We start from the raw sequence: 15,086 nt of genomic DNA, 5'->3' as shown, positions 1-15,086 counted from the left end.
CTCTTTCGCGTGTGATGCGTGGGGGGAGTGCCTCGCCTGCCGACTCAAGTGCCCCGTGGGTACCGGGGAATCCTAGAGAGGCGGCCCTGCCCAATGCCCTGTCATACCGTCAGACAACCATTCCGACTCGGAATCGTTATCGCGCATGGGCGGCGCAGGGTGGGCGCTCGCCAAATCTCCACATCCGCGCGCCGGAGGGTACTCCTTTCCTGACGTACCGTCATGACACCGAGCCGTCATGACACGAGCTCCGCTGGCCGTTCGGCGGCGCTTTTGCCGCTCTTCCCGGGCTCCCGCACCGCCCGTTCCTCACGGTCGACCCGCTCCACGGGCTCCACGCGTTCGCCGCGTTCACCGCGTTCGCCGCGCTCGCCGCGCTCGCCGCGTTCAGCCGATCGTGGGTCTCCCCTCATCACCCTCCTGAAAGCCGAGGTCCCACGCGTCAGGTCGTGTCCCACCGCCGACGCGTCGATGTCCACGAACGTTCTGCGCTGACCGTCCCAGTCCTCCTCCCGCACCCTCAGCCGCCCGTGCACCACCAACGGGTCACCAACCGAGACCGACGCGGCCAGATTCATGCCGAGCGCCCGCCACGCGCACACCGTGTAGAAACTGGTGTGCCCGTCGACCCAGGCCGCCTTCTCCCGGTCCCAGCGGCGCGCGGTCGCCGCGAACCGGAATTTCGCCATGCCTCCCGACACGGTCTCGCGGTACTCGACGTTGGTCGCCACATTGCCCACGACCGTCACCATGGTGTCGTTCATGATGCCCATCCCTCCCCGTCCGGCCTTGCGGCGCGGTCTGCCTCTGCTGACGAAGCTTGCCGACGAAGCTTGCCGACGGAGTTCATGCTGGCCCGTCCGCGAAAATCCCGCTCGGCCTGTGGACGAGCACCCCGCCTGTGCACAACTGCGTCACCCGTCGGGTGGACCACCCGTCAGGGCCACCATTCCGACCCCGGTGGCCACAGCGCTACGGCGCCCGGACACGTTGGCGTACTGCTCCCGCACCTCGCGGTAGCGCATCAGCTCGGCGGCGATCGGATCGAGCACCCTCGCCCGCCCGCACCCCGCCGCCGCCTCCCGCAGCCGGCGTTCGGTCTCCTCCCCGTACCGCCGGGCCGGCCCCCGGGCGGCCGCCGCGCACGCCCACTCGACCAGCGGCCCGCCGAGGATGCCCGCCAGCATGATCAGGACCGGCGGGAACAGCCCGGGTTCCAGCACGCCGACGATCTGGCCGACGAGCCACAGGGCACCGTAGAACTGCAGCAGCGTCATCGCGGCCTGCGCCAGCACCGCGGCCGGCCACCAGGCGGGCCGGGGCGGCCGTCCCCCCGCCGGCGCCGCCCCCAGCGTCACCGCCAGCTCGTCCAGCGCTTCCGGGAGCCCCTGCGCCCCGCGCACCGCCGCCTCGCGCACCGCCTGCGCCCACGGCAGCGGCAGCCCGCGCGCCGCCTCGTCCGCCACGATCCGCACGGCCTGCTCGACGCGCTGGCGTGCCGTCAGCTCGTCCTCCGCCGGCGCGGTGGCCTCCTGCTCGGCGCCCTCCCGCGTACCGCTCCCCGACGCGCCGCCCGCCGGGCCACCGCCGGTACGCAGCCGCTCGTACCAGCGCCACAGCCGCAGCCACGGCGTCCCGCACGCCCGTCCCGCGTTGCGCCGCCACTCGCGTTCCGCCGCCTCGCCGGCCGCTCGCGCCCCGACGGCGACCGCGAGCCGGGCGCCGAAGTCCTCGCGGGACCGCTCGCCGAGGCCGGGCCTGCCGTCCGCCACGTACACCGGGCGGAGCCGCGCGGCGGCCGCGTCCACGTCCGCCGACAGCCGCCGCTCGGCGGCGTTGCGCCGCTGCACGAACGCGCCGAGCGTCTCGCGCAGTTCGCCCACGCCCTCCCCCGTGAGCGCCGATACCGCCAGCACCGTGGCGCCGGGTTCGCCGTGCTCGCCGAGGGCGATCCCGTCCTCGTCCAGCAGGCGCCGCAGATCGTCCAGCACCTGGTGGGCGGCGTCGCCGGGCAGCCGGTCGACCTGGTTGAGGACCACGAACGTCACCTCCGCGTGCCCGGCGAGCGGACGCAGGTACCGCTCGTGCAGCGCCGCGTCGGCGTACTTCTCCGGGTCGACCACCCAGATCACCGCGTCCACCAGGGCCAGCACCCGGTCGACCTGCTTGCGGTGCGCGGTGACCGCCGAGTCGTGGTCGGGCAGGTCGACCAGGACCAGCCCCTGCAAGTCCTCGTCGCCGACGCCGCCCGCCAGTGGCCGGCGCCGCAGCCGCCCCGGGATGGCGAGCCGGTCCAGCAGCCCGGCCGCGCCCTCGGACCAGGTGCAGGCGATGGGCGCGGCCGTCGTGGGCCTGCGGAGGCCGGTTTCGGAAATCGGCACCCCGGCCAGCGCGTTGATCAGAGTGGACTTGCCGCTTCCGGTGGCTCCGGCGATGGCGACGACGGTGTGGCGCGAGGAGAGCCGCTGACGCGCCGCCGCCTCGTCCAGTACCCGCCCGGCCTCGGCGAGCGTCTTGCCGTCCAGCCGGGTGCTGGACAGCCCCATCAGTTCGCGCAGGGCGTCGAGGCGGGCGCGCAGGGTCCCGGCGTACGCCTCGCCGATGGGGGTGTGCGGATCGCCCGGCGCGTCCGGGTCACCGGGCCCGAGCTCGCCGGCCTCCAGCTGCTCCTGTACGCGGCGGGCGATCAGTCCGTCGTCCCAGCGTTCGTCAACGGCGCTCACCGCCGTCACCTCTCCTTCTGCAATAGCGACAGCGCGGCGATGAGTTCGGCCTGCGGCTCCGGTGTCACATCGAGCGCTCGGAGGGGCGCGAGCCGCCGCGTCCTCTCCTCCTGCAGGACGCGGTCGATGTACGTGGTGACCAGCTCGCCGCCCCGGTCGCGCAGCCGCAGGGCGCCCTGCGCGCCGAGCAGCTCGGCGAGCCGCTCGCCCGCGCTGCGCGTCCTGCGCCCGCCGAGCAGCGCGGCCGCGAGGAGCGCCGCCGCGGTCTCGGCGTCGGGGGCGGCGGCCCGGTCGGCGCGCCGTACCTCGTCCTCGGCCAGCTCCTCCAGGACGCGCCGCCAGCGCCGTACGGCCATGCCGATGCGCTCGCCGGTCTCCCGGTCGGGGGCGGAGGTCCGGGCGCCGCTGCCGCCGCCGTCGCCCTCGCCCATCAGCGCGCCGGCGGCCGGTTCGCGCCGCCACGCCTCCCGTACGTGCTCGTCGGCGGCGGCGACGGCGCACTGGAGCAGCGCGGTCAGGGACTCGACGAGGGAGTCGAGCAGTTCGGTGGCCGAGCAGTCGCGGGGGTAGCCGCGCCAGCGGGTGCGGGCGTCGCCGGCGAGCACGGCGCCGCGCCCCAGCTCCCGGCGCACCCGTTCGCCCTCCTGCTCGTAGGCCGCCTGGACGGCGCCGGTGAGCCGTACGGCGGCGGCGTACTGGGCGGCGACCGCGGCGGCCAGCTCCGGCATCCGTGCGTTCAGCGAGTCGATGACCCCGGCGGCCGTGCGCCCGACGGCCTGCTGCCGGGCGGCCGGGTCCAGGGCCCGGTGGGCGAGCCAGGCCCGCAGCGGCGCCACGGCGGTGTCGGGCAGCAGGCCGCTTCCGCCACCGGTCGACTCGGGCAGCTCGGGGATGGTGAACCGGGGCACGTCGCCCAGACCCGCTCGGACGAGCAGCGCCTCGTACTGCCGCGACACCTCGTTGATCACCTGGTGCGGCACCCGGTCGAGCACGGTGACGAGCGTGGCGTCGTACTCCTTGGCGGTCCGCAGCAGATGCCACGGCACGGCGTCGGCGTATCGCGAGGCGGTGGTCACCATCACCCACACGTCGGCGGCGCAGATCAGTTCGGCGGCGAGCTCGCGGCTCTCGACGACGAGGGAGTCGATGTCGGGCGCGTCGAGCACCGCCAGTCCGGGCGGCAGGGTGTCCGCGGTGACGACCCGCAGTGTGCGCTCCTCGACGCCGTCCCCGTCGCCGTCCGCGTCCTGCGGTGTCCATACGCGGGTGAGCTGCGGCAGCACCCGCATACCGGCGAACCAGTGGTGATCGTCGGGATGGCATACGAGGACGGGGGTACGCGTGGTGGGCCGGAGCACCCCCGCCTCACTGACGCGCCGCCCCACCAGGGAGTTCACCAGCGTCGACTTTCCGGCCCCGGTGGATCCCCCGATGACGGCGAGCAGCGGCGCGTCGGGCTCCTTGAGGCGGGGCACCAGATAGTCATCGAGCTGCGCGAGCAACTCCGCCCGCGTCTGCCGCGCCCGTGGCGCCCCCGGCAGGGGCAGTGGAAGACGCACGGCGGCGACACGGTCGCGCAGGGCGGAGAGTGCGTCGATGAGCTGAGGCCGTACGTCCAAGGTCACCACATGCGAAGAATGCCCAATTTCGTGACCTTTTTGAAGCGTATAGGTGTCCCTGCGCGCCGATCAGGCACTCGGGACAGACGGGACGAGTGGGACACAGGCATAACGAGTGCACAACACCCGAGGCGCGAGACGCGAAAAACGCTGCGGAAATCGCACCTGCCTGCGATTATCGGTTCGCTTCACCGAACCTCCACATCGTGCCACGCAGGTGAAGCGACCGGGTCAAGGCGATCGGAGCCCTATCCTTGTCCCCGGCAAGGTCACGGACCACCCACCAGGGGCTCCAGGCCACAAGGCCACCACCGGCCCCCGTAGCTCAGTGGATAGAGCAGGCGCCTTCTAAGCGCTTGGCCGCAGGTTCGAGTCCTGCCGGGGGCGCATACAACCTCTCACCTGTGGAAACGCGTGAGGGGCTTTTTCGTGTCCGGATGCACATCGCTCTGGAGCAGGCGCCTTCGCCTGCCGCCATCGCGGGTAACCGTGTAGCACCCGGTAGCACACCTTCGCTATCGTGGACGGCATGACAGCGCAGCCGGAGATCACTCAGCGCGATCTGCGCACCCGCTCCAAAGAGATCATGGACGCCGTCCAGGGAGGACAGGCGTTCACCGTCACCCGCGACGGGCATCGTGTCGGCGAGCTGATCCCGCTCCGCCGCCGTCGCCGCTTCGTTCCCCGCGCCGAGTTCGCGGCCATGTCACGTACCGCCCCTGACATCTCGCTGGACGCCTTCCGCGACGACCAGGACGCGGTCGTCGAGCAGGAGTTGGACGACCCGTATGCCCGTTGAGCACGAGCAAGGCCTGCTCGACACCAACATCATGATCCTGCGCAAGTGGATCGACGCCGACGAGCTACCTGCCGAGATGGCCATCAGCGCCATCACCCTCGCAGAACTCTCTGCAGGCCCTCACCAGGTGCGCGGCGGCGAGCAGAGCGACTACGACGAACACGCCGAGCGGGCCCGCCGCATGGACGTTCTACAGCGCGCGGAGAACGAATTCGACCCCATCCCCTTCGACGTGGAGGCGGCCCGCATCTACGGCAGAATCTGCGCCGCCGTCGTCTCCACAGGCGGCAAGCCCCGTCGCCGTGCGGCCGACCTGATGATCGCCGCCGTCGCGGTCGCCGAGGGACTCCCCCTGTTCACCACCAACCCCGACGACTTCAAGGGCCTCGACGGCTTGGTCACCATCGTGCCCGTCACCCGGCCCGAGATCCTGCACGACCGGTAGTACCGCGTCGGTCCCGCCCTGCGCCGGAAGCCAGGGTGGTTCCACTCCCGGTCGCGGACATCACTGCCCTTCGCCAACTCACGGCACGCGAGACCTCGATCTGCGCGGAGATGGCGCCCGGAGCCTCGGTGCCGGCACGCGCCCGTACAGTTACCCGATGACGCCGATCAAGAAGTTCCAAGTGACCTTCGACTGCGCAGAACCCGAGCGGCTCGCTCGTTTCTGGTGCGAGGTGCTGGGGTACGTCATACCGCCGCCACCGGCGGGGTTTGCCACTTGGGACGATTTCAAGCGCTCGCAGCCACCTGAGCAGCGGGATTCCTGGTTCGCCTGCGTCGACCCCTCAGGGGTGGGCCCGCGGCTGTACTTCCAGCGTGTCCCCGAGGGGAAGGCCGCCAAGAACCGGCTGCATCTTGATGTGCGGGTCGGCACCGGACTCGTGGGGGAAGAGCGCCTCGCCGCCCTTGAGGCGGAATGCGCACGACTGGTCCCGCTCGGTGCGGTGCACGTGCGCACGCTGTACGACGGCAATGATTCGTGCATCCCGATGCTGGACATCGAGGGCAACGAGTTCTGCATCGACTGAGTGGCCGCGAACGTGCCTTCGCCCTGTCCCCATGAGCCAGGGCGAAGGCACGAGGGGCGGTCATCAGCCAAAGGCCCCCGGAAATGACAGCAAGCGCTTTGATAAGCGCTTGGCCGCAGGTTCGAGTCCTGCCGGGGGCGCAAACCCTGCGGTCGGTCCGGCCTGGAGATGAGATGACCGCAGGTCAGCCGCGTGTTTGGTTTCTGTCGCTGACATGAGCGGTTGGGCTCCGCCGGCAGACAAACGTGCCGTCGACCCATGCGAATCCTCTCGCGCTGAGGAGAACGCACAGGTCACAGCCATTGAGTGAGGAAAATCGGGCTGTGTGCGGCGAGCCGCAGGTTCGCGGGCCCCGATCGGTCGGCGGGTGGGTCACGTACCTCCAGGCAAAGTCAGGACTCGCGCTCCGTCGCCGGTCTGCAGCTATGAGATCGCGGTGTTGGGGCTGTCCGCCGAGGCTGACCAATGCCGAGCTGTTGACGCCGGCGTGCAGGCGCTGCTCGGTTCGTCTCCCAGGTCAGATGGCTGTGGTCCGCCCGCCGTCACCTGACGGCTAATTTTCCCTACCCGACCGACCGGGCAGTGGTCCAGCCCAGGGCAGTCGCCTGTCGTGCGGAAGGCGCTGGGCGGGGCGCCGGTATCCCGCCTTCCCCCGCCTCGAACAGGGGGGTGAAGGTCCCCGTCTGCCGTGGTCCGGAGAAGACAGATGGCTGGTCACCAGCCACGCTCGGCGCCGTCAATGGCGCGACGACGCCCTGGTGGGACGCCCCCGCCGCTGCGGATGACGGCGGTGGACCGGCGGGCAGGGCACTGGGCGTCCCGCCGTCCGGCAGGAAGCCGAACATCTCTGGTGCTGGTCGCGCGGCGACGGCGCCGCCGACACCAGCCCGGCTCAGTCACTACCGCCGCCGCGGTCATCGGCCCCCGTAGCACCGCAGGGCGCGACGGATCGGCCGGCACCTTCTCATGCCGGGTACGCACATCGCGCCTGAATTAACGGTGACGCATAAGAAACGAATGCGGCGTTGCCGTTTCAGCCAAATGGACTTAACGCCGTCTCGAAAGAGTGAGCTAAATGCTCGGCCTGCTTACCTGCTGGGTGTCGGGGCTAGCATCACTGCGGAATCCTGTCCCAAGTACGGGACGGACCGACCGTTCAACTCGGAGAGAAACCATGATTAAGAAGGTTCTGACTTGCGCAGCTGTCGCTGCGGCCGCCGTGGCACTGGGGGCCGGGTCCGCCGCCGCGCACGAGAGCGGAGACGACCACCGCGACCGCATTGTCGCCGCTGAATGGGGCGGGGGCAGCTTCGAAGCCCTCAAGACCTCCTCCAACACCGGGATCTTCAGCGGATCGAAGCACTACGGCGCCTTCGTAAGCGTGGCGGACTAACAGCCACGTCCGCGGCAAGGCGAGTGTAATACCAAGAAAAGCCTGTGGCTCCTCGATCAGAAGATCAGGAGCCACAGGCTTTTCGCACGCATGGGCCTCGGTGTTACCGCCCGACTGGTGCGCCGGGTGCGATTATGCGGATCCTCGCATATCGCTTGTTCACGTGTATGGTCACACGGCTGTGCAGGTCACTCGGCGGCTGCCGGATCGGGCGTGGCGAGCTGTAACGCACTACGTCGGGGCCGCAGCGGATATAGCGGCCCCGACGTTGCAGTAGAGCCTGCCTCATCTACTTCGTTCAGTCGATGACAGCCCCGAGGATGGGAAGGGCCGGCGCAGCGGAGTCGTCCTTGACCGACGACTTCTGGCGGATCTCGTTGCACTGGAAGGTGCGGGCCTCATCCAGCACCTCGACGGTGATGACGTCGATGTCCTGGATGGTGGGGCAGATGTCGCGAATGATCTCGATGTTCTGCGAGTAGTGGCCGTGCACCTCTTCGTCGGCCATGGCCGGCGTGACTGCCGCGCCGGTCGCAGCCAGCGTCAGCATCGAACCAGCGAGGACCTTCTTGGCGTTCATTTGCGTTGCCTTCCTTGTGCGTGGTAGCTACAGCACTTAGTGGTGAGTGCCGACAGCCTGATAACCGACTTCAGGCCCTTGCAGTTCCGGACCGTCATCCCCATTCATCCACTTGCAGCAATAAGTGAGCGTGTCACATAATCTCACGCGCTCTTGCTGACCGGTGGAGCGGGAACTCGCCATAAAAATAGGCCCCGACCCGTGCGTTGGTCGCACAGTTCGGGGCACACTCTCCCTCGGCGAGAGGGCTCACAGGACACCAGATAAACGGTGTCCAACGATTTAGTTGAGGACCTGCCCGAGGATGGGCAGCGCCGGGGCGGAAGAGCTGTCGCTCACCTTCGAGCCCTGGCGGATCTCATTGCACTGGAACGTGCGGGCCTCATCCAGCACCTCGACGGTGATGACGTCGATGTCCTGGATGGTGGGGCAGATGTCACGGATGATCTCGATGTTCTGCGAGTAGTGGCCGTGCACCTCTTCGTCGGCCATGGCCGGCGTGACTGCCGCGCCCGTCGCAGCCAGCGTCAGCATCGAACCAGCGAGGACCTTCTTGGCGTTCATTTGCGTTGCCTTCCTTGTGCGTGATAGCGGCCCCACTTACTGGTGAGTGCCGACGGACTACTAACCGACTTCACACCCTTGGAGTTCCGGACTGTCATGCCGATTCATCCACTTGCAGCAACCGGCCAGCCGGGCAATGCGGTTGTTTTTGAGGATGAGCACTACGTATGAGGATCCACTCGGCCTCGGCGCGGCCCACCATCGTTCGCAAACGCGCGGTATTCAGCACAAAGCCCCGGGCCTGTGCGGCTGATCGCGCAGGACCGGGGCCCGTTTCCCCTGGTGAAAGGGCGTTCACGACACCGAACAAACGGTGTCCCGATTCAGTTGATTACATGCCCGAGGATGGGCAGCGCCGGGGCGGAAGAGCTGTCGCTCACCTTCGAACCCTGACGAATCTCATTGCACTGGAACGTGCGGGCCTCATCCAGCACCTCGACGGTGATGACGTCGATGTCCTGAATGGTGGGGCAGATGTCACGGATGATCTCGACGCTCTGCGAGTAGTGGCCGCGGACCTCTTCGTCGGCCATCGCGGGCGTGACAGCCACTCCAGTAGCAGTCAATGTCAGGACGGACCCCGCGACAATCTTCTTCACATCCATGGCGTTTACCTTCCTAGCGCTTGGGCGACGTCTCCCGATGAAACGGCAGCACCCTCTCTAACCGGCTCCCCCGAGCGGACGTTTCCCCGGGGCTTTGACAATCACCCAGACACCGGATTCGTGCGACTTCACGACGAGCTTTTTAATCCGGCACCCAAGCCGGGGTCCGATGAACACACCCGCTCAGTGATATGCCGGTCCGGCGGAACCATACTCGACCGTGCCGGCCGGCGTAGCCGCGCACGTACCGTGTCGGCTTCCGCCGCAGGCATCACCAGTAGCGCCTGCGCCTGACCAACGCCGTTGATTTTCGGCGAAGTGTTCCCCGGCGCTCACTGCGCTCATCCGATCAGACTGCGCGTACCAGCCTGCCTGCCTCCGGCAGTACCTTGTGGACGCCTTTGCCGCCCGCGTCTGCCGCCAGGCTCGTCGGTTGCTGTGCCGCCCCGTCGATCGCGGCACTCATACCATCAGGGGCAACGGCCGGAATACCATCAAGGCTGGATGCGTCGGCAACGTCTACAGCGTGCGCGGTTCCCGCGGTTCCGGTCGCCAAGGCCGCTACCGCCATAACACATACCGTAAGGGATCGTCGCATGAGGAGTCCTTAAAAGGATAAACTTTACGGCCCGCCCCACGAGGGTCAGGCCCCTGTCTGCGCTCGTTTCTGCGTACCCAACAACGAGGCAATCAGGGTGTAGTCACTGACCTATCCTCTTCAGTCCGAGTGGGGCAAAGCTGATGGCCTCCCCCTCGGCCGCCGCCATCGATCGGAGGCGGGCCGAGGGGGAGGCCGGCTCGTATCCCTGGTCCAGAGGCACTGTGCGCGCACTGTGCGCACCACCGAACCGCGCTGGAGCGACGGTCTCAGCGGCGCAACCGCAGGACGGGAACCACGCAGTGGGCGCTGGCCGACCGGAGTTCATCGTCGTCGAGGAAGCTACGCAGCTGGTCGGGGCTGATCTCCTGCCCCGGAGCGGCGTGCGGCCACGGGCGGGTCAGGCAGATGAGATGGACTGTGCCGTTCTTGTGCGCGGCGTCCTGCCACTTCGGCGGTACGGGGCATTGCACCTTCAGAAACGGCGTGGTGAGTACGGCCTGTTGGGCCTCCACCAGCAGAGTGACGGCCGACTTGGCCTCTCGGGGCAGTTCGACCGGCCGGCCGGACACCGGCAGGCCGAGCTTCTCCAGATTGGCCCGCATCGCCTTCTCACCGGCCTCGGGCCCGTCACGACCGTCACCCAGCGAGTACACCGTGAGAAACGGTAGCCGCGGAGTGTTGGAGGAAGGCTCACTGGTCCAAGGCACAATGGTGAGGGTTCCCAGAACGGAACCTTCTTGCCTCGCGGGTACGTCGGTTGAAGAGGTCATGGTGCCGGATGTTAGAGGCGCTTCTGGGGGCCTTCCCGAGCTTGTTCACCCGTTCGGCCGCGACTGTGCCTCGCATTCATCTTTCCGTGTCAAAGACGGTCGGCTGATGGTCTCCGCGTCGGGAGTCGCGTTCCGTACCGTCGGCACTGGTACGCCCCGGTACTGCTTGTTCCGGCCACCGTGGCGGGTCGGCCCGCCGACGCCGGGCGTGCCCAACACTTCCGGCCGTTGTGGCGGGTTGGGGCCAGGGGGCAGTTCGCCGGCGGGGCATCGGGTATCGATTACGTGTACGGAAAGGATGGGTGCGCCGAAGCCGGTCATCGCGGGTGGGAGGGGGACGGGTGCGGGGGGACGAGCGGAGTGGTCGCAACGACGTGAGCGGGACGGTGCATGGGCCCGCCGTGCAGGCGGGGGCCGTGTACGGCGGCATCCACATCGAGGGCGCGGCGGGGCCCGGTGATGGGCGGGCGCCGTGGCAGTTGCCGCCGTCGGTGCCGATCACCGACCGGGAGGCGGAGCAGGGCGCGCTGGAGCGGCACCGGGAGCGGGCCGAGCGGGAAGGGCATGCGGCGCTGGTGGCGGTCAGCGGGCTGGGCGGGGTGGGAAAGACGGCCGTCACGCTGGCCTGGCTGCATTCGTTACGGCCCCGGTTTCCGGGAGGCCAGCTGTACGCGGATCTGGGCGCCCAGTCGCCCGCCGGTCCGGCCGGCCCGGACGAGGTGCTGAGCCGGTTCCTACGGGCGCTGGGCGTGCCGGCCGCGCAGGTGCCCGCGACGATCGCGGAACGGGCGGCGCTGTACCGGTCGTTGACCGCCGAGCGGCGGCTCGTGGTGCTGCTCGACGACGCCGCCACCGCCGCGCAGGTCCGGCCGCTGCTGCCGGGCGGGCGGAGCGTGACGGCGGTGACCAGCCGCTGGCGGATGCCGGGGCTGACGGTCGACGGCTGCTACGCGCTGCACCTGGAACCCCTCGGCCCCGAGGCGGCGGTCGAGCTGCTGGCCGCCGTGCTCGCCGACGACCGGGTCGCCACGCAGCCCCGCGAGGCCCGCGCGCTGGTCGAGCTGTGTGCCGGGCTGCCCCTGGCGGTGCGGGTCGCCGGGGCGCGGCTCGCGGCGCGGCCCCGGCGGCGGCTCACCACGATGGTGCGCGCGCTCAGTGAGGAACACGACCGGCTGGAGGCGTTGGCCATCGACGGTGACCACAACGTGGGGGCGGCCCTGGACCTGTCGTACCAGGGCCTGCCGTCCGGCGTCGCGCGGCTCTACCGGCTGCTGGGGCTGCATCCGGGGCGGGAGTTCGGCGCCGCCGTCGCCTCCGCGGCGCTGGCGGCGGACGCGACGGAACTGCTGGAGACACTGCACGACGCGAACCTCCTCATCGACGCCGGAGAGGACCGTTACCGCTTCCACGATCTGGTAAGGCTGCACGCCGCCGCCAAGGCGGAGGCGGACGAGTCCGCCGCGGACCGTGCCACGGCCCTGCGCCGTATCGCCGACCATTACCTCGCGACCGCCACCCGCGCCGAGGAGATCGTCGACCCCCAGCACCGGACCATGCCCCGCGACTACGGCCCCGTGGTGACGGCCGAGTTCCCGGAGACCCCCGAAGGCGCGCTGGACTGGCTGGAACGGGAGCTGCCCAACCTGATGGCCGTCATCCGCCGCGCACGCCCGGCGGGCTTCCCGGAGGTGGCGTGGCAGCTCGCCGATGCCCTGTGGCCGCTGTTCCTGCGCCGCAAGTTCTACGAGCAGTGGCGCGCGGCGCACGCGGAGGGGCTCGCGGCGGCCGAGGAGCTGGGCGACGAGCGGGCCGCGTGCCGGATGCTCACCTCCGGCGGGATGGGCGAGCTGGGCCTGGGGAGCCATGAACGCGCCCTGGAGATGTTCGAGCGGGCGGCCGGGATCTTCGAGGCCCGCGGCGACGCGCTCGGGTACGCCCGCACGCTCAACTACCGGGGCCTGGCGCACCAGCGGCTCGGCCGGCTGGACGGGGCGGCGGAGCTGTACGCCCGCGCCGCCGAGGCGTTACCGGCGTGCGGCGACCGGCGGGCCGGCGCGCTGGCCCGGCTCAACCTGGCCGACGTCGCCCTCGGCCGGGGGCTGCCCGAGGAGGCGGCGGGCGACGCCGACGCGGCGTACACGGCGCTGCTGGAGGCGGGCGACACGTACAACGCCGCACGCGCGGCCACCCTGCTGGGCCGCGCGCACCTCGACCGCGGGCTGCTCGACGAGGCGGAGAGCCGGCTGTCCGGGGCGCTCGCCACCCTGCGCGGTATGGCGGCCGGGTACGAGACCGCCCGCGCCCTGGAGAGCCTGGCACGGCTCGCCGAGCGGCGCGGGCAGCCGGGCCTCGCCCTCGGCCGTTACCGCGAGGCCCTGGATCTGTACGCGGCGGCGGGCCGGGCGGATTCGGCCGACGCACGTGCGGTGCGGACCCGGGTGGAGCGGCTGGAGCGCGCGGCCCCCGACTGACCCCGCGGCGGCCGTACCCGCGCCGACCGCAGGGCCTCGGCGGGGAGCCCGGCCACCAGCCAGGCGTGCGCGAGTGACGCCCGCAGCCCCCAGCCGCCCCACGGTGCTCCGGGGTCGGTTCGCCGGGACGTCAGCCGCAGTACGACGCCCTCCGGGCCGAGCCGCAGCCAGCAGTCCCGGCCGCGGTGCACCGCCACCACCAGGGCGCCGGGATGGCGGGCGGCCAGCTCGGCGGCGTCGCCCGGTCCTTGCCCCGCTCCGTACAGCACATCGGCGAGCGACGGCCAGGGGTGGGCGGCGGGCAGCCGTACGCGCAGGTGCTCGTCCACGACGAGGCGGCCGGTGCCGGGACGCACCAGCGCCACGCGGGTACGGCAGCCGGCCGGCCCACAAGCCAGGGTGACCGTGCCGGTGCCGCCGACCGTGCCTGCGCCGGTGACCGTGCCGGTGAGGGTCACCACACCGGTCATGCCGGTCACCGCGCCCGTCACCACGCCGGTCGCCGGGCCGGTCATCTCGCCCGTCACGACGTCACGCTGCCCGGCTCGTCGTAGCGCACCATCACCGGCAGCCGTGCCGGTTCCGTGGTCGGGCGCGGCGAAGGGGCCCGCAGGCGCAGCTTGCGGTAGATCAGCGCGCGCATCTTGTGGGCGAACCGCCCCGGTTCGGAGGTGATCCGGGCCGCGACCCGCTCGTAGTGCTGTGGACGGTACGTGGCGGAACTGCGGCTGAGCTGGCGGCGCAGCGGCCGGTCCCCGCGCAGCCGGTGCGCGAAGGACCGCAGGTCGGCCAGCGGCGAGCCGGGGTCCACCTCCGGCTCGTGGGTGTCGGCCATGAGGACGGGCGCGCCGGTCATCACCCCGTACAGGGACACGGAGCCGTGGTCACCCACGATGTAGTCCGCGGCGACGAGCGCCCCGGTCCAGTCGCTGTACTGGCTGATCAGGGTGAGCCCCGAGCGTGCCAGCCCGGCCAGCCAGCTGCGGATCTGCCATTCGCCGTGGGCGTTCCACACGTTGGGGTGCAGCAGCGCGGCCACCCGGTACTCGTCCCGGGGCAGCTCGGTGACCAGCCGCTCCAGGAGCTCCCAGCCCCGCCCCAGCAGCGAGTCGGGCCCCCAGGTGGAGCAGACCAGGACCAGCCGCTGCCGGGCGCCGGTGCGCAGCGCCTCCCGGTACAGCGCCCGTGAGGGCAGGCTGGCGCTGATCCGGTCGTAGCAGGGGTCACCGACGACCTCGGCGGCGGGCAGGGCTTCGGGACACTCACGGCCGAGGCGGGCCAGTTCCTCCTGGTGCGCCAGGACGATGACCTCGGGCACCACCGTGCCGTCGCGGATCAGCCGCTGCCGGCTCAGGCCGTACACACCCCGTTCCGCGACGGCGCGTCCGCGCCGCCCGCCCGGGGTGAGCTTGTTGTGCCCGGCACCGTGCGGCAGCACGATGACGGGGGCGTGCAGTTCGTGGAGACTGCCGTGGCTCGCGGCCAGGGCCAGGTCGAACCGGGTCTGCACCGCCTGGTTCCACGGCAGTACCAGCCCTCTGAGCTGCTCCAGGAAGTCGGCCACCCCGTTGCTGAACACATCCGGCGCGGACGTGAAGAACACCTGCACCCTGGAGTCTCCCTCCAGCAGCCGCACCGCCTCCAGCAGCCGCTGCCCGGCTGTCACCGTGTGCACCACGGCCAGGACCCTCCTGCGGATCTGTCGGGTGGCCCAGCGTTCGACGTCCAGACGCACCGGCACGTGCCGCCAGTGCGGTTCCGGCACTGTCACGCTCATCGAAATCGATCCCCCGGTCTTTCCCCCTCGGACCGTCGCCGGTCCGGCAGGCCGCGACGGTTCGCGGCCACTGCTACCGCTGTGCCCGGCCGGGTGGATGGCCGGCTTGCAGGAATCCTGCACTCCAAGTACGAGGTGGCGGGGAGCTGTTGC

Annotated in this window: 14 protein-coding genes and 2 tRNA genes; 7 read left to right on the top strand and 9 right to left on the bottom strand. The window is 70.6% G+C overall.

What is annotated here, in order from left to right:
* Positions 1–236: 236 nt before the first annotated feature.
* The 3 genes from QWM81_RS23420 to QWM81_RS23410 form a co-directional block, all read right to left on the bottom strand.
* Positions 237–764 (bottom strand): single-stranded DNA-binding protein, encoded by a 528-nt coding sequence (locus QWM81_RS23420; RefSeq protein ID WP_290114297.1) that lies wholly within the window; start codon positions 762–764, stop codon positions 237–239.
* Between the two features lie 150 nt (positions 765–914).
* Complete coding sequence (locus QWM81_RS23415; protein WP_435372432.1) at positions 915–2,732, bottom strand: GTPase; 1,818 nt, start codon at positions 2,730–2,732, stop codon at positions 915–917.
* A complete protein-coding gene (locus QWM81_RS23410) occupies positions 2,729–4,342 on the bottom strand; it encodes a dynamin family protein (protein WP_290114318.1) in 1,614 nt (537 codons plus the stop codon). Before QWM81_RS23410 ends, QWM81_RS23415 begins: the two co-directional genes overlap by 4 nt.
* Before the next feature lie 314 nt (positions 4,343–4,656).
* Here QWM81_RS23410 and QWM81_RS23405 point away from each other — a divergent pair.
* The 6 genes from QWM81_RS23405 to QWM81_RS23380 all read left to right on the top strand — a co-directional run bounded on the left by QWM81_RS23405 (position 4,657) and on the right by QWM81_RS23380 (position 7,565).
* Positions 4,657–4,729, top strand: a tRNA-Arg gene (locus QWM81_RS23405).
* A gap of 142 nt (positions 4,730–4,871) precedes the next feature.
* Positions 4,872–5,141 carry a type II toxin-antitoxin system Phd/YefM family antitoxin gene (locus tag QWM81_RS23400; protein WP_062145112.1) on the top strand — a complete coding sequence of 90 codons (270 nt, stop codon included), beginning with the start codon at positions 4,872–4,874 and terminating at the stop codon, positions 5,139–5,141.
* On the top strand, positions 5,131–5,586 hold the full coding sequence (locus QWM81_RS23395; protein ID WP_290114295.1) for a type II toxin-antitoxin system VapC family toxin: 456 nt from the start codon (positions 5,131–5,133) through the stop codon (positions 5,584–5,586). The genes QWM81_RS23400 and QWM81_RS23395 overlap by 11 nt, the downstream gene beginning before the upstream one ends.
* Before the next feature lie 157 nt (positions 5,587–5,743).
* Positions 5,744–6,172, top strand: a complete 429-nt coding sequence (locus tag QWM81_RS23390; protein WP_290114294.1) for a VOC family protein — start codon at positions 5,744–5,746, stop codon at positions 6,170–6,172.
* A gap of 73 nt (positions 6,173–6,245) precedes the next feature.
* Positions 6,246–6,312: transfer RNA gene (locus tag QWM81_RS23385), tRNA-OTHER, on the top strand.
* Between the two features lie 1,034 nt (positions 6,313–7,346).
* The gene (locus QWM81_RS23380) at positions 7,347–7,565 is read left to right on the top strand and encodes a hypothetical protein (protein WP_290114293.1); all 219 of its coding nucleotides are present in this window, start codon (positions 7,347–7,349) and stop codon (positions 7,563–7,565) included.
* Positions 7,566–7,863: 298 nt separating this feature from the next.
* Here the strand turns inward: QWM81_RS23380 and QWM81_RS23375 are convergent, their stop codons facing one another.
* The 4 genes from QWM81_RS23375 to QWM81_RS23360 all read right to left on the bottom strand — a co-directional run bounded on the left by QWM81_RS23375 (position 7,864) and on the right by QWM81_RS23360 (position 10,685).
* On the bottom strand, positions 7,864–8,145 hold the full coding sequence (locus QWM81_RS23375; RefSeq protein WP_290114292.1) for a hypothetical protein: 282 nt from the start codon (positions 8,143–8,145) through the stop codon (positions 7,864–7,866).
* A gap of 282 nt (positions 8,146–8,427) precedes the next feature.
* Positions 8,428–8,709, bottom strand: coding sequence for a hypothetical protein (locus QWM81_RS23370; protein WP_290114291.1), 282 nt, complete (start codon positions 8,707–8,709; stop codon positions 8,428–8,430).
* 323 nt (positions 8,710–9,032) lie between these two features.
* Entirely contained in the window at positions 9,033–9,314 is a 282-nt protein-coding gene (locus QWM81_RS23365) for a hypothetical protein (protein ID WP_290114290.1), read from the bottom strand.
* A gap of 867 nt (positions 9,315–10,181) precedes the next feature.
* On the bottom strand, positions 10,182–10,685 hold the full coding sequence (locus QWM81_RS23360) for a DUF5949 family protein (protein WP_290114289.1): 504 nt from the start codon (positions 10,683–10,685) through the stop codon (positions 10,182–10,184).
* Between the two features lie 374 nt (positions 10,686–11,059).
* Between QWM81_RS23360 and QWM81_RS23355 the strand changes: the two genes are divergently transcribed.
* Positions 11,060–13,156 (top strand): ATP-binding protein, encoded by a 2,097-nt coding sequence (locus QWM81_RS23355; RefSeq protein ID WP_435372431.1) that lies wholly within the window; start codon positions 11,060–11,062, stop codon positions 13,154–13,156.
* On the opposite strand, the gene QWM81_RS23350 is transcribed toward QWM81_RS23355, so the two are convergent.
* Together QWM81_RS23350 and QWM81_RS23345 are read right to left on the bottom strand one after the other, a co-directional pair.
* On the bottom strand, positions 13,048–13,683 hold the full coding sequence (locus tag QWM81_RS23350) for a transcriptional regulator (protein WP_290114287.1): 636 nt from the start codon (positions 13,681–13,683) through the stop codon (positions 13,048–13,050). The genes QWM81_RS23355 and QWM81_RS23350 overlap by 109 nt on opposite strands.
* Positions 13,680–14,933, bottom strand: a complete 1,254-nt coding sequence (locus QWM81_RS23345; protein ID WP_290114286.1) for a hypothetical protein — start codon at positions 14,931–14,933, stop codon at positions 13,680–13,682. Before QWM81_RS23345 ends, QWM81_RS23350 begins: the two co-directional genes overlap by 4 nt.
* Between the last annotated feature and the right edge of the window lie 153 nt (positions 14,934–15,086).

It is taken from the genome of Streptomyces ficellus (assembly GCF_030406405.1).
GTDB lineage: Bacteria > Actinomycetota > Actinomycetes > Streptomycetales > Streptomycetaceae > Streptomyces > Streptomyces ficellus_B.
The sequence above is the reverse complement of the archived record's forward strand: the minus strand, read 5'-3'. Positions and strand labels throughout refer to the sequence as shown.